Annotated in this window: 18 protein-coding genes and 1 pseudogene; 10 read left to right on the top strand and 9 right to left on the bottom strand. The window is 65.1% G+C overall.

The window, feature by feature from the left end; translation table 11 throughout:
• Together VB738_RS16340 and VB738_RS16335 are read right to left on the bottom strand one after the other, a co-directional pair.
• Window positions 1–2,499 (bottom strand): annotated as a pseudogene (locus VB738_RS16340) (hypothetical protein); the annotation flags it as partial.
• Between the two features lie 33 nt (window positions 2,500–2,532).
• Window positions 2,533–3,030, bottom strand: a complete 498-nt coding sequence (locus VB738_RS16335; RefSeq protein WP_323306745.1) for a hypothetical protein — start codon at window positions 3,028–3,030, stop codon at window positions 2,533–2,535.
• 866 nt (window positions 3,031–3,896) lie between these two features.
• On the opposite strand from VB738_RS16335, the gene VB738_RS16330 reads away from it, so the two are divergent.
• Window positions 3,897–4,409, top strand: coding sequence for a hypothetical protein (locus tag VB738_RS16330; protein WP_323306744.1), 513 nt, complete (start codon window positions 3,897–3,899; stop codon window positions 4,407–4,409).
• 677 nt (window positions 4,410–5,086) lie between these two features.
• Here the strand turns inward: VB738_RS16330 and VB738_RS16325 are convergent.
• From VB738_RS16325 to hisIE, 3 genes are all read right to left on the bottom strand, one after another.
• On the bottom strand, window positions 5,087–5,299 hold the full coding sequence (locus VB738_RS16325; RefSeq protein ID WP_323306743.1) for a type II toxin-antitoxin system HicA family toxin: 213 nt from the start codon (window positions 5,297–5,299) through the stop codon (window positions 5,087–5,089).
• Window positions 5,300–5,706: 407 nt separating this feature from the next.
• Window positions 5,707–6,072, bottom strand: coding sequence for a hypothetical protein (locus VB738_RS16320; protein ID WP_323306742.1), 366 nt, complete (start codon window positions 6,070–6,072; stop codon window positions 5,707–5,709).
• Window positions 6,069–6,731 (bottom strand): bifunctional phosphoribosyl-AMP cyclohydrolase/phosphoribosyl-ATP diphosphatase HisIE, encoded by a 663-nt coding sequence (gene hisIE / locus VB738_RS16315; protein WP_323306749.1) that lies wholly within the window; start codon window positions 6,729–6,731, stop codon window positions 6,069–6,071. Before hisIE ends, VB738_RS16320 begins: the two co-directional genes overlap by 4 nt.
• A gap of 99 nt (window positions 6,732–6,830) precedes the next feature.
• Here hisIE and VB738_RS16310 point away from each other — a divergent pair, with 99 nt between their 5' ends.
• From VB738_RS16310 to VB738_RS16290, 5 genes are read left to right on the top strand one after another with little or no spacing between them, the layout of a single operon-like run.
• Entirely contained in the window at window positions 6,831–7,340 is a 510-nt protein-coding gene (locus VB738_RS16310; RefSeq protein WP_323306741.1) for a 6-carboxytetrahydropterin synthase, read from the top strand.
• Window positions 7,337–8,305 (top strand): permease, encoded by a 969-nt coding sequence (locus tag VB738_RS16305; protein ID WP_323306748.1) that lies wholly within the window; start codon window positions 7,337–7,339, stop codon window positions 8,303–8,305. Before VB738_RS16310 ends, VB738_RS16305 begins: the two co-directional genes overlap by 4 nt.
• Before the next feature lie 5 nt (window positions 8,306–8,310).
• The gene (locus VB738_RS16300; protein WP_323306740.1) at window positions 8,311–9,021 is read left to right on the top strand and encodes a TIGR03943 family putative permease subunit; all 711 of its coding nucleotides are present in this window, start codon (window positions 8,311–8,313) and stop codon (window positions 9,019–9,021) included.
• Window positions 9,018–10,388 (top strand): hypothetical protein, encoded by a 1,371-nt coding sequence (locus tag VB738_RS16295; protein ID WP_323306739.1) that lies wholly within the window; start codon window positions 9,018–9,020, stop codon window positions 10,386–10,388. Before VB738_RS16300 ends, VB738_RS16295 begins: the two co-directional genes overlap by 4 nt.
• A 10-nt stretch (window positions 10,389–10,398) precedes the next feature.
• Entirely contained in the window at window positions 10,399–10,800 is a 402-nt protein-coding gene (locus tag VB738_RS16290; RefSeq protein ID WP_323306738.1) for a transcriptional repressor, read from the top strand.
• 10 nt (window positions 10,801–10,810) lie between these two features.
• Here VB738_RS16290 and VB738_RS16285 read toward each other — a convergent pair whose 3' ends face one another.
• Window positions 10,811–11,218, bottom strand: coding sequence for a tellurite resistance TerB family protein (locus tag VB738_RS16285; RefSeq protein WP_323306737.1), 408 nt, complete (start codon window positions 11,216–11,218; stop codon window positions 10,811–10,813).
• 94 nt (window positions 11,219–11,312) lie between these two features.
• Here VB738_RS16285 and VB738_RS16280 point away from each other — a divergent pair, with 94 nt between their 5' ends.
• The 4 genes from VB738_RS16280 (at window position 11,313) to VB738_RS16265 (ending at window position 15,543) form a co-directional block, all read left to right on the top strand.
• Window positions 11,313–12,533, top strand: coding sequence for a GTP-binding protein (locus VB738_RS16280; RefSeq protein WP_323306736.1), 1,221 nt, complete (start codon window positions 11,313–11,315; stop codon window positions 12,531–12,533).
• An 85-nt stretch (window positions 12,534–12,618) separates the two neighbouring features.
• Window positions 12,619–12,762 carry a hypothetical protein gene (locus tag VB738_RS16275; RefSeq protein ID WP_190612594.1) on the top strand — a complete coding sequence of 48 codons (144 nt, stop codon included), beginning with the start codon at window positions 12,619–12,621 and terminating at the stop codon, window positions 12,760–12,762.
• 118 nt (window positions 12,763–12,880) lie between these two features.
• The gene (locus VB738_RS16270) at window positions 12,881–13,972 is read left to right on the top strand and encodes an extracellular solute-binding protein (protein WP_323306735.1); all 1,092 of its coding nucleotides are present in this window, start codon (window positions 12,881–12,883) and stop codon (window positions 13,970–13,972) included.
• A gap of 62 nt (window positions 13,973–14,034) precedes the next feature.
• On the top strand, window positions 14,035–15,543 hold the full coding sequence (locus tag VB738_RS16265; RefSeq protein ID WP_323306747.1) for an iron ABC transporter permease: 1,509 nt from the start codon (window positions 14,035–14,037) through the stop codon (window positions 15,541–15,543).
• Between the two features lie 202 nt (window positions 15,544–15,745).
• Here the strand turns inward: VB738_RS16265 and VB738_RS16260 are convergent, their stop codons facing one another.
• From VB738_RS16260 to VB738_RS16250, 3 genes are all read right to left on the bottom strand, one after another.
• Window positions 15,746–16,627 (bottom strand): glycosyltransferase family 2 protein, encoded by an 882-nt coding sequence (locus VB738_RS16260; RefSeq protein ID WP_323306746.1) that lies wholly within the window; start codon window positions 16,625–16,627, stop codon window positions 15,746–15,748.
• Window positions 16,628–16,641: 14 nt separating this feature from the next.
• Window positions 16,642–17,850, bottom strand: a complete 1,209-nt coding sequence (locus VB738_RS16255; protein ID WP_323306734.1) for a glycosyltransferase family 1 protein — start codon at window positions 17,848–17,850, stop codon at window positions 16,642–16,644.
• Between the two features lie 468 nt (window positions 17,851–18,318).
• Window positions 18,319–18,509, bottom strand: a 191-nt coding sequence (locus VB738_RS16250; RefSeq protein ID WP_323306733.1) for a hypothetical protein, incomplete at its 5' end; no start/stop codon positions are given.

Genomic DNA, 18,509 nt, shown 5'->3' with positions numbered 1-18,509 from the left:
AATCAGATCCTCACCAACGGAGCCATGAAGCTGGTTGGATTCAGAGGTACCTTTGTAAAGACGATGCTCAGAGAAAAGACGAAGATACAAACTGTCCAGCGAGCCTTCGGTTAAACCATACTCTTGGACTCGTGACAGCATTTCTTTGCCATCATCTCCCAGCGACCTCAGCGCTCCAGATAGACGAAACAGCGAGACGACATCTGGATTGGCCAGAATGAATGCGGCCAGATAGTCGGCGACCTTCTCAAGCGCTTGAGTAGGCATCTCCGCCAATAGTGATCCATCAGATGCAAGAAAATGACCGAGAAGTGGTCGGGCATCGGTCTGAAGGATCAACTGGTCTTCCAGCTGAAGACGGAAGTCCTCATAGGCCCGGTGGAGCATTGTGGCAGGCACCCCCACGGGCTGCGGGTCGAGCCAGCCCTGGCGATAGGTACGATCAAGGAGACGTTCCATGACGGCAAGACGTCCGTCGAGCGAGCTATAGCCAGGGTCCTCCCCTGGAGACGCCACTCCCGTCCATTGGAAGATCAGTGGGTCGATCAAGGCCTCTCGCTGCGTCGCACTGCCCTGCATCCATCGTTCAAGGAGCAGGCGCAAGGTTCCAGAGGAGTCCAGGGCCATGGCCTGGTGAAGATCCATGACACGGCCCATACCTCTCAGATTTGGCAAACCAATCACAGAATCTTCTTCAGGAACTGAATGCAGCCATCTGGTTCGCGCCTCATCGACACGAAACCAGACATCATTCATGGCCTGTTTCGTGCCATCCTGAGCTACATACTCTCCGGTCTGAAGATGTTGGTTTCCATGGGAATCAGCAAAGGTGGAGGCCGAGTAGCTCACTCCAAGCCGGAGCACGCCTACCTCATCCATCGAAAGGAGCTCGCCACCGTCAACGGATCCGCTGCTGTTCGTGTCCATCCAAATCTTCAAGGTGGACCAGGCTGGGTCCAGATGATCAAGATATTGGTCTCCGTTCGCATCAAGTTTTCCTAAGGCTATGAACCCGTTGGCCGCACGGCTTCCATCAGGCAGATCCGTATGATTGCCAAAGAGTTCGCTGCCGTCGTCGATCAATCCGTTCCCATTGAGATCGCGCACCAAGAGACCATCTGTTGGACTGACCCAACCTGTACGTTCGGCAAAGCCGTTTCGGTCATGGTCAAAGTATATTCCAGCCGTATTCTCAGGTAGGGTTGTGACACCATTCCGATCAAGATCGAGCACAAGAGGGCATGAATAGGGTCTCTCTGCAGCTTGAAACTGATCCCTCAGGCCTCCCAGAGCACGATCCCAGAGACCAGCGAGATGGCCAGCCATGAACTCGGCAACATCATCGCCGTAGGCACCGCCAAGCATGGACGCCGAAAGCACCAGACCGCCTGCCGCCAACCAGCCCAAGGGACCAGCGGCCAACAGCGGCGTCACTGCCAGGGAAGCCAGACGTCCAGCAAGAATCGCGCCAGCATTTTCAAGAGCCCAGCGAGTTAGCATCTCCTCGGCTGCCTCCTGATCACCTGCATCCATTGCAACCTTGGCGTCATAGGCCACAGCTGCAAGACTGACGACATCAGCGATGTGCCCAAGCTGATCGAGAGCAGTGAGCCACCGGGATGGAGTCTGTGGAGCGTGATTCAGAAGATCCTGCTTGTAATGAAGAGCCAAGTTGTCCTGGGCTCTTCGAATCTCCTTTAGCGCTTCACGATGGGCAGCCACCCTCTCTTGGGGGATAAAGTCCGCCATTGACCGCATCGGAGTATCGGGGGGAGGAGCTTTCCCGTCGATTGCCTTGGAATCTTCAAAGAAGTTTCGAGCATCAAGGATGTAATGCCTATCCACCATCATTGGATTGCCAGCAGCATCAACAGCAATGCTTAGCTTCGATGCCCTTTCGTCAGAAGCAGCAACAATGACCGAGAACGCCTCCTCAAGAGTCATTCCCCTGAATGCCTCTACAGGAATGCCATCAATACTTGTAACGTTAGGATTGTCTAAGATGATTGGTAGTTCAGTCTGAAAGAAGACTCTGTTATCAACTGCACTTCCAGTAAGCGTAACGACCTCGCCTACTGCATCAGCAGCGTACTTAGCAGACAATCGATCCCAGACCCCATTATTAATTCTTGAATTGCCTGTTCTCTCCCCGTCCATAAAGCTCCTAAGCTCATCAGGATTATTCCTGAAGATCTCCTCAAACTTTCTTTTCAGCTTCTCATTATAAAACTGGGTACCTTCAGTCTGATTCAGAAACTTACCCGCCTCGGACTGATCTATAGTGCGGATATTATTACCCGATCTATGCAGTGCTTCTGCAATCGCTCCCGAATGAAGCCTTCGAATACCCTCCGAATGAAACTCACCAGTAAATCCACTATACAAGACAGTAACCGGGCCATCAACTCGATGATCAACGCGATCGATTAAGTCGAGAAGCTGCTCTTTAGTGTGTACCGAATCCAGCAGTTCGTTCGCCTGCTCTGCAGTAAGGAACATGATGATGGGGAGTGTCTTAACGATCTTGACGAACTAGAAATCGAAAGAAACAACATGATTAGGCGCAAATGTGTTCTCCCTGCCATCAAACCCATACGCCACCAGCGCCGATTTCAATACAGAGAAGACGATTTGCTTATTCAGGCCACAAAGATCGAATGGTTGGATATGAGAAATCTCCTTCCACACAACTCGGTAAGGAGAGTCTTTGAACGACTCCGAGCCATCACCAAGATTCAAGTAGACTCTCAAGAGAATTCCGTGAAGGTAGAAATCAAACTGCCCTTCCGGATCATATCCGAATGCATAGCTCTGGATGATCCCTCCCCACAGGTAACTGTCCAGTTCTTTGTCCCTCGTCCAGTAACGACCATCACCAGGCTTGAAGGGCAGGTTGTAGCGGGCAATGTCTTCATCCGAGACCACTTCATTGACAAACGCCATCTGGATTGCCTCAAACACGGTGGAACACAACGGTGGGAAGCCATCATCCGCGTTGGCTGGGTTGCCATGACGCGACTTCCTGGACATCAGGAGCTGCACGTTGAGAACCTAACGATGGACAGTGGGATCGGCCAGCAATCACAAAACGTCGAGCGCGGGCAGGTCCTGTTCCAGGCTTCCCGGGGACGGTCACGGCATCCATAACCAGAGGACTCGGCGCTCAGGGAGTCCACCGCTGGAGCGGGCAGAGCACTTCAGCTGTGGCCGTCCAGCCACGGTGGCGTCTACCGAGCCAACGGAGCGACCGGGCGTCACAGAACACAAGTGATGCGGTGTCAGATCCTGGGTCAGCGTCTCTAAGCCGTACCAGTGCACGGGTGGAACCACCTGAGTACCGCAGGCGATGGGATCACTGAGGCGAACGGCAGGTTCATGAGAGACCTTTCTGGCACCAGGACGCCGCAACCCCCGATGGGTTGGCCCCCTTAACGCCAATAAGGTGCACGATTGCCGGCAGGCTGCAGAGGCACTCCGGTTACTCGATGACCTGACCCTGGATCGTGCCCTCAAGGCCCTGCACCAGATCCACAGGCAGCTGGTACACCCGCCGTGCATCATGCGTTGCCAATTGCCCAACCATCCCTGAGCCTTCGCCGCTTCGACCTCTGGCCATCATCCGGGAGATGACCTACCTGGAGACGGCATCGGGATTAGACGGCAGCCTGCGCTTGGAATAGCTGGGCTGCAGGTCAAGTCTTTAGGGCCTCCCACTTCATCCTCATGGAATGATCTGCTAGGGCAGAACAACCTGAGAGCTCCACGGGCGGCGGCGCACAGCAGACGATCAACAAGGTGGCAGACACGCCATCAGTACCGACGGCGGGCTCACCTGGTGCACGGCGCCACCAGCCGCAAACCCCTGCGGATCCCCCTACAACGCCATCCTCCTGGATGTGAGGTTCCTCGGCGTCACCCCAGGCACCACCACCCCGGCCAGTGCTCCCTTCAGCCCCCTGCTGGCGGGCGGCACGGTGATCGTTGACCAGCCCGGCACGTTACCCACCGATTACATCCTGACCAGCCTGGGCGGAACGATTGACATCAACGGCAAGGTTTCCACGCACACCGGCACGTTCTCCGGCGTTGGCCCCCTCAGCTTCAGCAACGGCACCAACGGAGGCCAGACGACTCTGGAGGGTCTGAGCACCTACACAGGGCCCACGACGATGCAGCAGGGGGCAGCCGTTTTCGTGAATGGTTCGATCGCTTCCTCCTCAGGCTTGACGGTGCAATCCGGTGGCCTGATCGGTGGGTCCGGCCAACTCCCCGGCACCACGATCGCCTCCGGTGGTGTGATCGCCCCAGGCAACTCGATCGGCACCCTCACCGTCAACGGCAACAACAGCCTGACGGCGGGACGCAGGCCATTGAGATCCAGGGCCCGCAGAGCGACAGCATCGTCGTGACCGGCGCAGTCACCAGCTTTTCGGGCACCACAGCCCTCAGCTCCTTCGGCGGCGGCACGGCCTGGCCTGGATTCCGCTACACGATCCTCACCGCCAGCGACGCCTTCACGACGCCCTTTTCCCTGGGGCTGGATGCCGCGCGGTGCCGTGGCTTCGGTCTTGCAGGCTCTTGGGGCCACTCTGGCGCAGGCGGTGAATTCGATCACGCCGGAGTCCTAGGCCGCGTTCCAGAGCGTGGGGCTCAATGCCCTGCGGCAGCAGCGGCAGACCCTGATGGCCCAGGCCGGCGGTTGCCGGGCGATGGGGTGGGTGATCGGTGGCACCACCCGGCAGAACGACGCGGCCTCCGCAGACAAGAAGAACGGGGCACCGGTGCGCGTCTTCGCGACCGGGGGCCATGCCACCGCCACCATCGATGGCCGTGATGGGCTCTCGGGCTATGACGCCGCCGTCGCCGGTGGCTTCTATGGCATCGAAGTGCAACCCAGCCAGCAGTGGCTCGCTCAACGGGGTTTAGCGGCCCGATGGCCCCTGGACCTCCAAGGGGCTGCTGGGATACGGCAACGACAACATCCATGGACTCCGGCACCTGATCGCGGTGGGCAACGGCAACCCGATCACGATGAAACATTCGGTTGCCGCTAAGGCGTATGGACCGGCCAGTGAAAGCTCCACCCTTATAGATCACTTGGCTGAAGGCCAGTGTGCTTGGCCACTCGGGCCAACATTCTGGGGCCAATCTCCTCACCATCATGGAAAGCAAAGACATAATCCGGATAGTCTGGATGCTCGAGAGTCCTGTGAGATCCCGACTGTCTCTTGACACTCCACCCAATTGAAAGCAAGGCGGCAAAAACCTTCTTGGCTTTGACCGAAGGCCAATGACTCATGCAGAGAGTGGAAGCAAAAATCGGATGGCGACGGGCTCAGTTTCACCGCGTTCAATCCGTTCAGCAATGACCCGGAGAGCCAGGACTTCAGCCCTGGCCATGGCAGCAGAAGAGGATGTTCCGTAAGCAAGGACGCCAGGAAGTTCTGGCACCTCGGCGATCCAACGTCCGTCCGCCTCTTGTTCGCACTCCAACGTAAAGTTCATGCCTGCCTATCTGCGAGATCGCTTCTACCCAGAAACTCTAGCCAGATATCACGACAGGGCACATCCATTGCATCGACCCTGCGGATTCGGCAAAGGTTCACAGCTCCATGAATCACCTGTGGGCTTTCGCGACGGGATGTCCACCGGGCTAACGCCACGATCGGGGGCGTCATTCAGCCGGTGGGCGAAAAGAATCACCCCTCACCGATCCAACTCCAGCCACTTCCGCGCCTCCACCGCCGCCTTCTCCTGCCCCTGCCGGTGCCCGAAGGCGAACGCCGCCACGCAGATCAAGGTGATCGCCGCCGGCACCGTGCCCGATGGCAGCCGGTTGCGGTTGGCCAGGTCGTCCGGCAGGCCCCCCAGCGTCAGCACCAGGAAGCCCACCGCCCCCAGGGCCGTCAGGCCATAGAGAAACGGCGTCATCGTCCGGCGCGTCAGGGCGTGCAGCAGCAGCACCGCCAGTCCCACCCAGGGCAGGCTCGAGCCCAGGGCCCACAGCCAGCGTTCGCCCGCTCCATCGCCCAGCCGCCGCCGGCAGGCCAGTTCCCGCTGCAGGCGGCTCATTCGCGCCTGGGCGCCCCGCGCCGCTCGGCCAGCACCTCCTGCACCCGGCGCCAGTCGACGCCGTGGTGGGCCAGGGCCACCTGCAGATGGAAGATCAGATCGGCCGCCTCACCGGCGATCGCGTCCGGGTCGTCGTCCTTGCAGGCCATCACGAATTCGGCGCTCTCCTCGCCGATCTTCTTGAGGATGCGGTTGTCGCCCCCCTCCAGCAACTTATTGGTGTAGCTGCCCGGTTCCGGCCGCTCCCGGCGGCCGTTGATCACCCGCGCCAGTTCGGTGCACACATCCGCCGGCGGCGGCAGGGCGTCCGGTCCGCCGGCGGTGGCCTCCGCGCCCTCCTCGTAGAAGCAGCTGCGGGCGCCGGTGTGGCAGGCCACCTGGCCCACCTGCTCGATCGTCAGAAGCAGCACGTCGGCGTCGCAGTCGTAACGCAGGCCCCTGAGCGTCTGGAAATGGCCGCTGGTGGCGCCCTTGTGCCACAGCTCCTGCCGCGAGCGGCTCCAGTAGTGCACCTCGCCCGTGGCCAGGCTGCGCTCGATCGCCTCCCGGTTCATCCAGGCCACCATCAGCACCGCCCCGTCCAGCCAGTCCTGGGCCACCGCCGGGATCAGCCCCGCCCCGTCGAAGCGCAGCGTGGCGATCAGCTCCGGGCCCGCCAGCTCCGCCCCCCCACCGGGCGACGGTGGATGACAGGATCCAGGGGAAGCGGCGGATGGAGCCCCCACGGGACGCGACGTCAGCTGCAGTGATCCTCCCCCATGTCCAGCCCCGCCGCCCACACCTGCAGCAAGAGCTACGGCGGCTTCCCCTGCTGCCATCGCCAGTGGCGCCACCCGGGCCACTGCCGTTTCGTGCACGGCTACAGCCGCAGCTTCACCTTCTGGTTCGCCGCCCACCACCTCGACGTCCACGGCTTCGTGGTCGATTTCTCCAGCCTCCAGCCCCTGCGTGAGCGGCTGGAAGAGCAGTTCGACCACACCTTCCTCGTCAACCACGACGACCCCCTGCTGGCCCAGTGGCAGGACCTCCATGAGCAGGGCGCCCTCGACCTGCGGGTGATGGCCAACGTGGGCATGGAGGCCAGCGCCGAACTGGCCTGGGGCTGGGCCAACGCGCTGCTCGGCCCCCGCGACGGCGGCCGCAGCTGTTGCTGGCGCGTCGAGGCCCGCGAGAACGAGGCCAACGCCGCCCGCTTCACCGCCATCCCCGCGTGGTTCGAAGCCGGCACCGCCACTCCTTCCTCCCCGGAGCCCTGGCCGGCGCCGTGATCCTCACCCGTCTGGCCACCGCCTGGGCCCTGTTCCAGGGGCTGCTGATCGAGGCGCTGCCCTTCCTGCTGATCGGCGTGCTGATCTCCGCCGGCGCCCGCTGGTTCGCCCCCGGCGGGCGCTGGCTGCGGCGGCTGCCCTCCCACCCCCTGCTGGGGCCCCTCACCGGCGCCGCCCTCGGTTTCGCCCTGCCCGCCTGCGAATGCGGCAACGTGCCGGTGGCCCGCCGCATGCTCAGCGGTGGCGCGCCCCTCGGCGCCGGCCTCGGCTTCCTGTTCGCCGCCCCCGTGCTCAACCCGATCGTGATCGCCAGCACCTGGGCCGCCTTCCCCGACCAGCCCTGGCTGCTGCTGGCCCGTCCCCTTGGCGCCGTGGTGGTGGCCGTGGGCCTGGCCCTGCTGCTGGGCCTGGTGGGCGAACCCCAGCTGCTGCAGGCCGACCTGCTGGCCGAACGGCGCCTGCACCAGCCCCTGGCGGCGGTGGGGCTGCTGGAGCGCTCCAGCGGCGTGGTGGGGGCCCCGCCACCGTCGGCCCTCAGCCCTGAGACCGCCCCGGTCCGGCCGCCCCTGGCCGAGCTGATGAAGCACGCCAGCCAGGAGTTCCTCTACCTGTCCCTGCTGCTGGTGATGGGCAGCGTCATCGCCGCCCTGGTGCAGTCGTTCGTGCCCCGCAGCTGGCTGCTGGCGGTGGGCGGCGCCCCCACCCTCTCGATCCTGGCCCTGATGCTGCTGGCCCTGGTGGTGTCGGTGTGCTCGAGCGTGGATGCGTTCCTGGCCCTCAGCTTCGCCGCCCAGGTCACCCCCGGGGCCCTGCTCGCCTTCCTGCTCCTGGGTCCGGTGATCGACCTCAAGCTGGTGAGCCTGCTCGGGCTGCTGTTCCGCCCCCGCGGCCTGGTGCTCACCACCGCCGGGGCCGCCCTGATGGTGCTCCTGATCGGCCAGTGGGTGAACCTGTGGCGCCTGTGACTCCCATGACCCCACCTCCCCTCCTGCAGCGGGCCGCCCTCTGGCGCGCCGCCAGCCTCGGCCTCTGGGCCCTGGTGCTGCTGGTCAGCAGCGTCGACGGCCGCCTCGACCTTCTCCTGCGGGCCGTCTTCCACCCCCTGGTGGCCCTGGCCGGCCTGCTGCTGCTGCTCGTCGCCCTGCTGCAGCTGCGCCTGGCCTTCGGGCCCGGCCGCCAGGAGCGGGGCGACCGGCGCCAGGCCCGCACCCTGCTGCTCACCGCCGCCATCGCCCTGCTGGTGCTGCTGCTGCCGCCGGCCCCCTCCTTCGCCGACCTGGCCGGCCAGCGCCCCCGCGACGAGACCGCCGAAAGCGAGCTCAGCTTCGTGCTGCCGCCCGCCCAGCGCAGCCTCACCGACTGGGTGCGGCTGCTGCGCAGCCAGCCCGATCCCAAGTTGTTCGCCGGCGATCCGGTTCGCATCAGCGGCTTCGTGCTGCCGATGGAGGGCGAACCGCCCCAGCTGGCCCGCCTGCTGGTGCGCTGCTGTCTGGCCGATGCCTCCCCGGTGGGGCTGCCCGTCGACTGGCCGGCCGGCCAGGCCCCCTTCCCCGCCGACCAGTGGCTGGCCATCGACGGGGTGATGGGCCTGAAGCCCGCCCCCGGCGGCGGCGAGCGGCTGGAGGTGGTCCCCAGCCGCATCCGGCCCATTCCCAGGCCCGCGCGTCCCCTGGAACCATGACCCGGTCCTTCCGCCTCCCCTGGGCCGGCCCCCTGCCGCTCACCCTGGCCCTGGCCGGCCTGCTGGCCCTGGTTCAGCAGCAGCTGCTGCTGCGCCAGCCGCCCCGACTCGAGCGGCTCACGCCGGTGGCCGCCAGCTCCGGGCCCGCCGCCCTGCAGGCCCGCTTCAGCCGGCCCATGGACCCGGCCAGCCTGGACAGGGACAGCACCCTCAGCCCGCCCCTGGCCCACCGCTGGCTCGGCGACGGCGACACCCTGCTGCTGAACCTCTCCCCCGACCAGCGGATCCGCTCCCCGCTGCAGCTGCAGCTGGCCGGCCGCGATCGCCGCGGCCTGGCCCTGGCCCCCCAGCGCTGGCAGTGGGATCCCCGCCCCCGGCTGCTGGCGGTGGTGCCGGTGGCCAGCGGCGAACAGCTCCAGGTGCAGGAGCACGACGGCCGCTGGCGGCCGATCTCGCTGATCTGGCCGCGCATCACCATGGTCGAACCACTCGGCGGTGGCGAGGCCGTGGCGGTGGTGTCGCGCTCCGAGAGCGGCCGCTTCCGGGTGTGGAGGCTGCCGCTGCGCCAGCAACCCCTGCGCCCCCTGGACCGCGGGCGCCCGGCGACGCCGTCCCCCGTGCAGGCCGGTGCCCCCGAGCCCATCGGTGCCGGCGAGATGGTCTTCGCCCACATCAGCGGCAACCGCCGCGGCGATCTGCTGGTGCAGGCCGGCGGTGAGCAGCCCGACCAGGTGAGCATCAGCCTCTGGCCCGCCCGGGGCGGCCCCCGGGTGTTGCCGCTGGAGGCCAGCGGCGCCGTGCGACTGCTGCCGGAGGGCGGCGCCCTGGTGGTGCCCGAGATCGACGGCCTCAGCCTGCGGGACCTGCCCCCCCGGCCGCCCCGCCGCCAGACCCTGCCCGGCAGCCGCGACCTGAGCAGCTTCTGTCCCCGGGCAGGACGGGCCCTGCTGGTGCGCCACTGGCCCGACTTCCGCCGCTCCCTGGAGCTGGTGGAGCCGGGCGTGGCCCCGCGCCAGCTCTGGATCGGCCCCCAGGCCCTGGCGGCCACGGCCTGCAGCCGCGGCGGCGAGCGGATCTGGGCCCTGCTGATCGAAGGGGTGGGCCGCCCCGCCCTCACCCTGGTGACCCTCGACCGGCGCGGCACCGTGCTGGCCTCGCGGCGCCTGGCCGGCTGGGAGCTCGAACCCGGCACCGGCCTCAGCTACGACCCCACCAGCGACCGGCTGGCGCTGGTGCTGCGCCCGCTGGGGGACCAGCGGGGAGCACCGCCATCGCCCCCCCGGGCGGTGCTGATCGAGGCCTCCAGCCTTACCCTCCAGCCCCTGCCGCAGGAGGCCCTCCAGGCCATCTGGCTGCCGGCAGGGTAGAAACGGAACCATGCAGGCCCCCTCCGCCCCCGATCTGCCGCCGCGCCAGGCCTCCCTGCTGGCGGAACTGCGCGATGCCGACGGTGAACTGAGCGGCCAGGACCTCCACGCCCGGCTGCGGGGCGGCCCCTCCGCCATGGGGCTGGCCACCGTCTACCGCCACCTGCGCCAGCTGCAGCAGCGGGGCCTGGTGCGCTGCCGCCACCTGCCCAGCGGCGAGGCCCTCTACGCCCCGACCGAGCGGGACGAACACCACCTCACTTGCGTCGACTGCGGCGCCACGATGGTGCTGCCCCACTGCCCCGTGCACGGCCTGCACCTGCCGGGGGAGGAGCTGGGTGACTTCCTGCCGATGTACCACACCCTCGAGTTCTTCGGGCTCTGCGGCCGCTGCCGGGGCACCCGGTCCTGAGCTCCGGTCCTCAGGACTTGAGGCTGTCGCGGTGCAGCACCGCCATCACATCGAGGATCTGGCTGCAGCGCTCCGCCGGCACACTGATCAGTTCCCCCAGTCGCTGCAGCATCGCCTGCTCCACGGGCTTGAAGCTGCGGTTGGTGTGGACCAGCAGGGCCGCCATCGCGTAGGCCGTCTCCTGCTGGGGAGCGCTCAGCACCGGTGCGGCCTCCATCAGCAGCTGTTCCCAGCCGCCGCTGCTCAGGCGCCCCAGCAGCCCATCGAACATCGCGCCCATCACCGCTTCGCCGAGGTTGGCGTAGGGCGAGCGCACCTCCAGCAGCTGCCGCAGCATGGCGGCCTCGTCGCCGTCGAGGGCGCCATCGCAGGCCACGGCGGCAAGGCCGATGGCGGCGAAGGCTTCGCTGGGGTTCATGGACCAGGTTCGGAGACCGCCATTCCAGCAGCCGCGGCGGCACTGGTGGGGTGAGCGCGCCGGCAGAATCAGCACAGCGGTTTCCCTTCCGGCCATGACCAGCACGAAACTGGACGCCCCGACCCCGGAGGCGGCGACCGAGGCGGCGACCGTGGCGGCGACGGAAGCCCGGCCCATCGCCGTGCCGGTGACGATCCTCACGGGCTTCCTCGGGGCGGGCAAGACCACCCTGCTCAACCACATCCTCAGCAACCAGCAGGGCCTCAAGACCGCTGTGCTGGTCAATGAGTTCGGCGAGATCGGCATCGACAACGAGCTGATCGTGGCCACCGCCGACGACATGGTGGAGCTGAGCAACGGCTGCATCTGCTGCTCGATCAACGGGGAGCTGCTGGAGGCGGTTTACCGGGTGCTGGAGCGCCCCGAACCGGTCGACTACCTGGTGGTGGAGACCACCGGCCTGGCCGATCCCCTGCCCGTGGCCATGACCTTCCTCGGCAGCGACCTGCGCGACCTCACCCGGCTCGATTCGATCATCACCCTGGTGGACGCGGAGAACTTCGGCGCCGAGACGCTGCAGGGGGAGGTGGGGCGCTCCCAGATCGTCTACGGCGACATGATCCTGCTCAACAAGTGCGACCTGGTCAGCGAGGAGCGGCTGGAGCAGCTGGAGGCCGAGCTGCGGGCGATCAAGAACGAGGCCCGCATCCTGCGCTCGGTGAAGGGCGAGGTGCCCCTGCCGCTGCTGCTGAGCGTGGGCCTGTTCGAGAGCGACCGGGTGGTGGCCCAGCAGCAGGCTCCCGCCGCCGGCGCCCACCACGACCACGACCATGACCACGGCGCCAATGGCGACCATGGGGCCGAGGACCACAGCCACTGCGACCATGACCACGGCCACTGCGAGCACGAACCGGCGGCAGGCCACGACCATCACCACGGCCACGACCACGGTCACGCCCATGACCATGACCATGACCATGACCATGGCGGTCATGCCGACCACCAGGCCATCGAGGGGTTCACCTCCCTGTCCTTCAGCAGCGACGGCCCCCTCTCCCTGCGCAAGTTCCAGAACTTCCTCGACAACCAGATGCCGGCGGGGGTCTTCCGGGCCAAGGGCATCCTCTGGTTCAGCGAAAGCGAGCGCCGCCACGTGTTCCACCTGGCCGGCAAACGCTTCTCCATCGATGACAGCGACTGGCCGGGGGACCGCAAGAACCAGCTGGTGCTGATCGGCAAGGATCTCGATCACCAGCGCTTGCGTCAGCAGCTCCAGGCCTGCGTGGCCGGCAAAGCGGGCAAGGGCTTCGCCTGATCGGCAACCTGCCGGCCCGTTGTGCTGCATCCACTACGGAACCACCGGCTGGCGCCGCTAGGGTGTCGGTCTACGTACTGCTCCCATGACCGAGTTCCTCCTGATGACGGGCGTGCTCGCCCTTCTCGGTCTGGTGCTGTGGATGGCGATGGATTCCGACGACGACAACGGCGGCGGCGGTCTGATGCAGCCCGCCCTGATCCCGGTGCGCCGGTCCAGCTCCTACTGAGCGGACGCCGCAGAGCTGAGCACGGGACGCGTAAGCATTGATACGCGACTTCGCGTCGTTTGTTCCGATCACCCCAGAGCAGCCTTCATAGGGTCCGGGCAGACATCTGTTGTTCCCGATGCCCACGTCCAGGTTCTTCCGTCGTCGCCTCCTGCTGCCTGTCGGCGGATCCGCGGCCCTGGCCGCAGCCCTGCTCGCCGTCTGCAGCAGTGGAACCCTGCCGGCCATCGGCCAGTCGCAGACCAAGGCTCCCGCCATCGCCCAGGCCGGCACCACCATCGGTGTCTACTCCGGTCGCCACTACAACACCGACAAGGAGCTCTACCGCCAGTTCACCGCCCGCACCGGCATCAGGGTGAACGTGCTGGAAGCCAAGGACGACGCCCTGCTGGAGCGCCTCAAGAGTGAGGGCAGGAACAGCCCCGCCGATGTGCTCGTCCTTGTCGATGCCGCCCGCCTCGATGCCGCCACCGACCAGGGCCTGTTCCGGCCCACCCGTTCGGCCGCCCTGCAGCGGGATGTGCCCGCCAACCTGCGCGATTCCCAGGGCCGCTGGTACGGCCTCACCCGCCGGGTGCGCGCCATCGTGGTCAACCCCAAGGTGGTGAATCCCGCCACGATCCGCACCTACGCCGATCTGGCCAAGCCGGCCCTCAAGGGCAAGCTCTGCCTGCGGGAACGCAAGAGTCCCTACAACCAGTCCCTGGTGGCCAGCCGCATGATCCTCAACGGTGACGCCGCCACCCGCACCTGGATCCGCGGCATGGTGGCCAACGTCAGCCAGCCCTTCTTCACCTCCGACACCCCCCTGGCCCGGGCCGTCGCCCGGGGCGAGTGCGGCGTCGGGGTGGTGAACACCTACTACATCGCCCGCATGCTCTCCGGGGAAGGCGGCGCCCAGGACAAGCGACTGGCCGAACAGCTCAAGGTGGTCTACCTCAATCCCTCCCACGTCAACATCACCGGCGCCGGCGTCACCCGCCACGCCAAGAATCCCCAGGCGGCGATGCGGCTGATCGAGTTCCTGGCCTCCCCCACCGGCGGCCGCGGCTACGCCGAAGCCAACAACGAGTATCCGCTCAAGGGCTTCGGTGACAATCCGATCCTGAAGCGGTTCGGCACCTTCCGGGCCGATGGCGTCTCGGTGGAGCAGATCGGATCCAAGAGCCGGGCGGCCACCCAGATGATGGAATCGAACGGCTGGAAGTAGGGCACCGGATGGCGACAGTGGCAACGGCGGAGCGGGCAGTCGCCACCCGAACGGGTCCGCCGATGCGGCGGGCCTCCCTCGCGGCGGCCGTGCTGCTCGTCTGCGCCCTGGCGGTGCTGCCGTTCCTGGCCCTGGCCGGCTTTGCCGTGCGCGATGCCGGCTCCGGCAGTCTCTGGCTGGGGGCCGAAGGCCTCGAGCAGTTGACCAACACCCTGGGGCTGGTGGTGGGCGTCGGCCTGATCGGCGCCCTGCTCGGCACCGCCAACGGCTGGCTCACCGCCTGCTGCCGCTTCCCGGGTCGCCGCTGGCTGCGGCTGGCCCAGGTGCTGCCCCTGGCGGCACCGGCCTTCGTGCTCGCCGCCGTGCTGGTGGACCTCGGCAGCCGCTGGGGCTTTCGCGTGCACGGCATCGGCTGGGCCCTGCTGCTGCTCAGCCTCACCACCTACACCTACGTCTTCCTGCTCTCCACCGAGAGCTTCTCCGGCAGCGGCCAGCGCCAGCTGGAGGCCTGCCGCAGCCTGGGGGTGGGCCCCTGGGGCAGCTTCCGGCGCGTCGCACTGCCCCTGGCCTTGCCCTCCATCGGCGCCGGCGTTGCCCTGAGCGGCATGGAGGTGGTCAACGAGCTCGGCGCCGTGGAGCTGCTGGGGGTGCCGACCCTCTCGCGGGGGATCCTGCAGCGCTGGCAGGCCGAGGGCGACCTGCCTGGGGCCGTGGGGCTGGCCCTGGTCGCCCTGGTGCTGGTCAGCCTGCTGGTGGGGGCCGAACGCTGGATGCGCCAGCGCAGTCGCCGCTGGAACCTGGGGCCGGGGGACGCCGGCACACTGCAGTGGCCGCTGCGGGGCTGGCGGTGCCTGCTGGCCCAGTTGCTCACCCTGCTGCCGCCCATGGTCAGCCTGGGGCTCCCCCTCACCTGGCTGGTGGCAAGCCGTGACCACCTCCAGAGCGATCCGCTTGAGGATCTGCTGGCCCTGACGCTGCGCAGCCTGGGGCTGGCCCTCGTCGCCGCCCTGCTCACCGTCGCTGGGGCCCTCGTGCTGGCCATCAGCGGCCGCTGGCTGGCCAACCGGCTGCTGGGCCGGCTCACCTTCTTCGCCGGCATGGGCTACGCCGTGCCGGGCACCGTGCTGGCCCTGGCCCTGATGCTGATCGGCGGACCGCTGCAGCTCAGCCCCCTGCTGCTGCTGCTGTGGGGGTACGCCGACCGCTTCATGGCCGTCTCGAAGCAGGGACTGGACGCCTCGTTCGAGCAGATTCCCCCCAGCATCGACGAATCAGCCACCAGCCTGGGCTGCGGCTGGCTGGCGGTGCTGCGCCGCATCCATCTGCCGCTGCTGCGCGGTCCCCTGCTGGTGGGGGGCTTGCTCGTCTTCGTGGACGTCGTCAAGGAGCTGCCCCTGACCTTCTCGCTACGCCCCTTCGACTTCGACACCCTCTCGGTGCGTGTCTACCAGTACGCCAGTGATGAACGGGTGGGGGCAGCCCTGATTCCGGCCCTGCTGATCCTGGCGCTGGGACTCGCCGCCTCCATCGCCCTGATGCCGAGCCTGGAGCGGCGCGAGCGGGGCGGCTGAAGCAGAGACCCCTAGCGGTGCTGGACCTGCCCCGAGCCGGGCCTGGATGCCCGGCCGGAAAAGTTGGAGACTGGGGCAACCTGGGCAGACAGAACATCCAGCGCCAGCGGCATGGTGGCCGGACATTCGCCTCGCAGCGGAGAACGACCGCCGAGTCCACCCACAGATGGGTCACCAGTCATCGGGATGCCACGCCATCGTCTTATCGTCCCCAGCGCTTGGGAGTCCCACGGATGACCCAGCGGATCAGTTGCCAGAGTCCCGTGAGGGAGATTCCCCGATTCCAATGCCAGAAGGCCAGCCAGCTCTCTTTCACGAGGGCTGTGAAGAATCGACGATTGTCCTCCGGTTGACGGCGATCGAGATGCAACGTGTCCTCCAGCTTGACGTGGCTATACCGAAAGATCCAGGGATCAGGAACCTTTCCCAACCTGTGACGCAGCATGTCATTGATTTCCGTGTGCACTGATATCCGCTGCCCTAACGTCTTGTTCTCTGCATACAGCCGCGAACCCGCCAGTCTTTGCGGCAAGAAATAAAAAGGGACATGCTGCCCATACCGCAACCAAAGCTCATAGTCCATGCAGTACTGAAGGGTGGCGTCCAAGCCACCCCATTGCTTCACCAGGCTGCGTCGAAAAAAAACAGCAGGTTGGCAGAGATAACAACTCTGCTTGAGGCGCGCATAGTTCCAGGCTTCCACTGGGTAAGCCTCTAGCACCTGATCAGCTTGATCAATATGATCCGCATGGCCGTAAAGGGCATGAATCTCAGGATGGGCAACAAAAATCGCCTGCACCATGGCGAAGGCTCCTGGATAATAGACATCATCAGAGTTAACCCAGGCAATGATGTCACCCGACGTCATTGCCAACCCCTTATTCACTGCATCAGCCTGCCCGTCGTCGGGCTCAGATACCCACATCAGGTCATCGCCATAACTCCGCAGGATCTCTACAGTTTCATCTCGACTTCCTCCATCGCAAACCACATAGTCCAATTCGACATCTCGCGATCTCTGGATCAAAACACTCTCAATCGTGCGCCCAATAAAGCGACCCTGTTGATACGAAGGTGTAATCACACTGAACCGCAGACTCACTGATCTCTCCCTGCCTGTTGCGCCTGCCGAATCACCCCATGGAAGATATGGAGATAATCCTTGGTCATGGCGACTTCATCCCCAAAGTGCTGGAGTCGCTCCCGTCCCCTTTCCACCAAGGCTCGGACAACCTCAGGATCCTGGCTGAGCTTTCCCCACTGCGCCACCAAGTCCTCCGGCTGACGGGGATCAAAGTAAAGCACCGCATCATCGCCAACCTCAGGCAGGCTTCCGGCATCGCTGGAGAGAATCGGCTTCCCATGGATCATGGCCTCTAACAGCGGAATGCCAAATCCTTCGTAGAGGGAGGGGAAGATCAAGCACTCACATCCTGCCCAGACAGCTGCCAGCACGTCGTCCTCGACATACCCTAGAAAATGGACATGATTCTGCAACCCCATCGCTATGACAGCCGCTTTGACTGCTGCTTCTCCGGTAGCAGAAGCGCCAGTAAAAACGAGGTCAATCGCGTGATCAGGGTGGCGTTGTCGATACAAGCTATAGGCAGCAAGAAGCAACTGGTGGTTCTTGTGGGGCCAGTAGTTAGCGGGATAAAAGGCGTAGGAACGCTGGGCTAAACCGAGGGCACAAAGGTGTTTGTGAGTGATCTCTGGCTCGACGGGCTGCCAGCGCTGATGAATGGCGATCGGGACGACGTGGAGTTGCTCAGGGGGCGCCTGGAGATGCTGGATCAGCGAACGGCGAGAAAACTGAGAGATACAAATAATGGCTTCCGATGTCTGAATTAAGTCCCGCAGGAACTGGGTGCGGTGCCGCCGTTCGCCGGGAGCAAAGAAACACGGATAATCCAGATGCTGTAAATCATAGACAATCGCGACCGTGGGAATACCAGGTTCTGCATAGACCGGAGCAGAAAAGGGACAAAACAACAGATCGATATCTCGACCTGCCAACCAGGTTGGCGGGCGCTGCGATGCTCGCCGTCGCAGCTTCTGGGTCATCTTGCGAAGGATCCCGCGGAGCACACCCGCCGATTCCGGCACGGCAGGTGAAACCGATTCGCCACCTGCCACGAGCAAACAGGTGGTATTCCCGGAGGCGTAGTCCATCAATTCGTCTCGATTCCAGGTTGCTACCAGGAGGATGAACTGGTGGTCCGGCGCGAGAACCTGTAGCTGTTTCAGCAGAGTCAAGACCAGGATCTTGGCACCTCCATTCTCCCCCTCCGGAAGCATGGGGGTCATGTCGATGGCAATTCGGGGGGGTCTTTGACCCATGGTGCTACAGCCCTACATCACCAAAAGATGTGTCCATCAATCAATACCATGGATCTCTGGCGGTTCTTCGGCAGACTCAGGGCTCAAGCGGCTGCCGACCTTGCCCTGAGCCCCGCTCTCCCGGGCACGGTGGGGCTGGGTTGGTCTGGCCCGGCCCCACAAGGAACTCCCACAGCGGGGACTCCGGCCGCCGGAACACGGGTCATGGCTGATGCGGCGCCCAGGCCATGTCCGGCATCAGATGGCAGAGACGACGCCAGCCGAAAGGGCCGTAGGGACCTCCATGGGCCGAGACGTCGCTGCCGCTTCGCCGTAGGCATCAGGACATCTCCGTCGGTCTGGAGCCATGAAGGGAAGGATGACCAGCCCCATGAGCCGATCGATGCCCTATCCAGGACCAGCGCGGCAGAAGCGGAGCCGGAGAGGCTGCTCCTCTCAATCGCGGCCGCAGCAGCACTTGCCACCTTTCCATTTGGAACACTTCTTCTGGCGGCAGCCCTTTTTCTTGGCCTGGGGCTGGGGACCGCGGACGGTGATCGGCGCAGGGACGTTGGGAAGGCTGCCGAGGGAAGGGGCCATGGGATGGAAGGGAAGAGAAGGGAAGAGAAGGGAAGAAAACGAAGGCC

Origin of the sequence: Cyanobium gracile UHCC 0139 (genome assembly GCF_034931325.1) — a bacterium.
Taxonomy (GTDB): Bacteria; Cyanobacteriota; Cyanobacteriia; order PCC-6307; family Cyanobiaceae; genus Cyanobium; species Cyanobium gracile_B.
This window is presented reverse-complemented; position numbering and strand designations above follow the sequence as displayed.